Annotated in this window: 3 protein-coding genes; all 3 read left to right on the top strand. The window is 46.8% G+C overall.

Translation table 11 applies throughout. The features are described 5' to 3' along the window. Positions 1-506: 506 nt before the first annotated feature. From LPKJCM_RS00815 to LPKJCM_RS00825, 3 genes are read left to right on the top strand one after another with little or no spacing between them, the layout of a single operon-like run. On the top strand, positions 507-1,418 hold the full coding sequence (locus tag LPKJCM_RS00815; RefSeq protein WP_014919551.1) for a PLP-dependent cysteine synthase family protein: 912 nt from the start codon (positions 507-509) through the stop codon (positions 1,416-1,418). Between the two features lie 41 nt (positions 1,419-1,459). Beyond that, positions 1,460-2,644 (top strand): trans-sulfuration enzyme family protein, encoded by a 1,185-nt coding sequence (locus tag LPKJCM_RS00820; protein ID WP_057962645.1) that lies wholly within the window; start codon positions 1,460-1,462, stop codon positions 2,642-2,644. Further along, entirely contained in the window at positions 2,610-3,011 is a 402-nt protein-coding gene (locus LPKJCM_RS00825; protein WP_057962644.1) for a serine O-acetyltransferase, read from the top strand. Before LPKJCM_RS00820 ends, LPKJCM_RS00825 begins: the two co-directional genes overlap by 35 nt. Positions 3,012-3,230 lie beyond the last annotated feature (219 nt).

Below are 3,230 nucleotides of genomic sequence, written 5' to 3' on the forward strand. Positions count from 1 at the left end.
ATTCCTTCCTTTTGAGAGACGATTTATTCATTATACGCTCTCTTAAAAGTTGTCTCAGGAATCAGCTTACATCCACCTTCTTGAATTGACCCTGAGCTGACATATTTTGTGACAGATTAATAAAATTTCCCAGCAATTTATCATTTTATTTCTTAAAAATCCTTGACACTTCCACTGGGATTATGTATATTTATGGCAACAAAAAATTTCGGAGGTGTCACTATGACTCAATCAATGTTTAATGCGATTAATTGTTGCTGTCGAACAACGCATTTTTGGCGATGTTCGGCCTGTTAGCATTGACATTTTTTGAGGAATAATGACCTTAAAGAAGTTCAATGTCCACTTGGCTGGAATTGAACTAAGGGCGCGAGAATTCTGATTTTTCAGAGTTTCGCGCCCTTTTTCTATTCACTGCAGCCAACCGGCCATTTAACATCGCCAAAGATCATCTTTCCTGAATCGCAGTCTAACAGTTAAAACAACTATTCAGAAAGGATCTTACCATGCTTATTCAATCCGTTTCCCAACTCATCGGCCATACCCCGATGATTGACCTACAAATTAACGTTCCTCACCACAGTCATATTTACGCCAAACTTGAAATGTTTAATCCCGGCGGCAGCATCAAGGACCGCTTGGGTCAGTACATGATTCAAGACGCCATCGACCACGGTAAAGTGACTGAAGGAAAAACCACCATTATTGAACCCACCGCCGGCAATACCGGCATTGGGGTGGCCCTGGCCGCCCAACAGCACCGCTTGCCAACTATCCTCGTCGTCCCTGAAAAGTTTAGTTTTGAAAAACAACAGCTGATGAAGGCTCTCGGGGCGACTCTCATCAACACGCCGAGCGACCAAGGAATCAAAGGCGCCATCCAAAAAGCGCGCGAGTTGGCAGCGAAGACCCCAAACAGTTTTGTGCCGATGCAGTTTGAAAATCCGGCTAATCCAGCGACTTATTACCACACCTTGGCGCCGGAGTTAGTAGCAGACGTCCCTGCTCAAATTAACGCGTTCGTTGCTGGCGCGGGCAGTGGCGGGACATTTGCCGGCATCGCCCGATATCTGAAAGAACAGAATTCAGCAACCCGGACCGTCGTCGTTGAACCCGAAGGCTCCATTCTAAATGGTGGCCCGGCTCATCCCCACAAAACGGAAGGGATTGGTGTCGAATTTATTCCGCCCTTCTTCAAAGACGTCCAAATTGATGAAACCCTCACCATTTCTGACAACGACGCGTTTGATCAGGTTAAACAAATGGCCAAAACACAAGGGCTCTTCATTGGCAGTTCCAGCGGGGCCGCGTTAGCAGCTAGTCTTAAAGTAGCCAATGAATTGCCAGAAAACAGTTCAATCGTCACGGTTTTTCCAGACAGCAGCGAGCGTTACATGAGTGAAAACATTTACAACTAATCAACTTAAATCTAACAACTAAAAAAGTGAGGTCAATGATTATGGAATTTGATACAAAATTAATTCACGGTGGCATCAGCGAAGACAAATACACAGGCGCAACATCAGTCCCAATCTATATGGCATCCACCTTTCATCAACAGAAGATTGGTGAAAACGAATACGAATATTCCCGTTCGGGTAACCCCACCCGGGAAGCGGTTGAAAAATTAATTGCCGATTTGGAAGACGGCACCGCTGGCTTTGCGTTTGCTTCCGGTTCGGCGGCCATCGATACGGTGTTCTCACTATTTTCTGCCGGCGATCATTTCGTCATTGGCAATGACGTCTACGGTGGGACTTTCCGCTTGATTGACGCGGTTTTAAAACGATTCGGCATGACGTTTACCGTCGTTGATACCCGCGACCTGCAAGCCGTTAAAGCCGCCATCACCCCCGCCACAAAGGCCATTTATTTGGAAACCCCGACCAATCCACTGCTGCGGGTAACCGATATCGCTGCCGTCGCTAAAATTGCTAAGGACCGTGGTATTTTAAGCATTATCGACAACACTTTCTCATCGCCATACGTTCAACGGCCCTTAGACCTTGGCGTGGATATCGTTTTGCACAGTGCTTCTAAGTACCTTGGTGGCCATAGTGATCTGGTTGCCGGCCTGGTAGTCACTAAGGATCAAGCCCTTGGCGAAAAAATTGGGTACCTGCAAAATGCCATCGGCGGCATCTTGGCACCCCAGGAGAGCTGGTTATTGCAACGGGGAATGAAGACCCTCTCACTTAGAATGCGGGCTCATTTGGCCAATGCGGAAGCAATCTTCAATTATTTGAAAAATCAGCCGCTGATCAGCAAAATTTACTATCCTGGCGATCCTAACAATCCGGATTACGAAGTTGCTCAGAAACAGATGCACGGATTTGGCGCAATGATCTCGTTCGAATTACAAGCCGGTCTGGATCCCAAACAATTTGTCGAACAACTCCAAGTTATCACCTTGGCCGAAAGTCTGGGCGCTCTTGAAAGTCTCATCGAAATTCCAGCCTTGATGACTCACGGTTCAATCCCCCGTGACATCCGGCTTAAAAACGGCATCAAGGACGAACTAATCCGCCTGTCAGTCGGCGTTGAGGATCAAAAAGACCTATTAGCCGACCTGGAACGTGGATTCGATCAACTAAAGGGGAGCCATCAAGATGTTTCAAACAGCAAGGTCCATTCTCAAGCGTGATCCGGCCGCTCATAGTCTGCTTCAGGTGATTCTAACGTATCCCGGGGTGGGAACTGTTATTGGCGCAACCGCCATCATCGAAGACGACGTCACCATTCTTCATGGTGTGACATTTGGCACGCGGCGTATGACGGATAAGGGCCGGCGCCACCCTCACGTCAGAAAGGGTGCTTTCATTGGCGCCAATGCCCAGATACTGGGGCCAATCGAGATTGGGCCATACAGTAAGGTTGGCGCCGGTGCCGTTGTGCTGGTAAATGTTCCTAGCCATTTGACCGTCGTTGGCAATCCGGCTACGATTGCCCCACATCCGATTTCAAAAGTCGTTTCCGTTTCCTTTAATCATCAGGTAACAAGATCAAAATAAGGACGATAAAAGGTCATTGACAACCAAATTGCCAATGACCTTTTACATAGTTACTGAAACTTGAAAGCTAATAATCACGCCAAAGGCGTGTGGTTATTGGCTTTTTTGGCAAAAAAATAAACGCAAGCTCTCCTGCGTTGTATACTTTAGTCGACCAAAACCAAGAGACAAAGGAGACTTACGTCATGAATATTATAAGACAAAAAAATACAGAAAACG

Origin of the sequence: Lentilactobacillus parakefiri, from assembly GCF_002157585.1 — a bacterium.
Taxonomy (GTDB): Bacteria; Bacillota; Bacilli; order Lactobacillales; family Lactobacillaceae; genus Lentilactobacillus; species Lentilactobacillus parakefiri.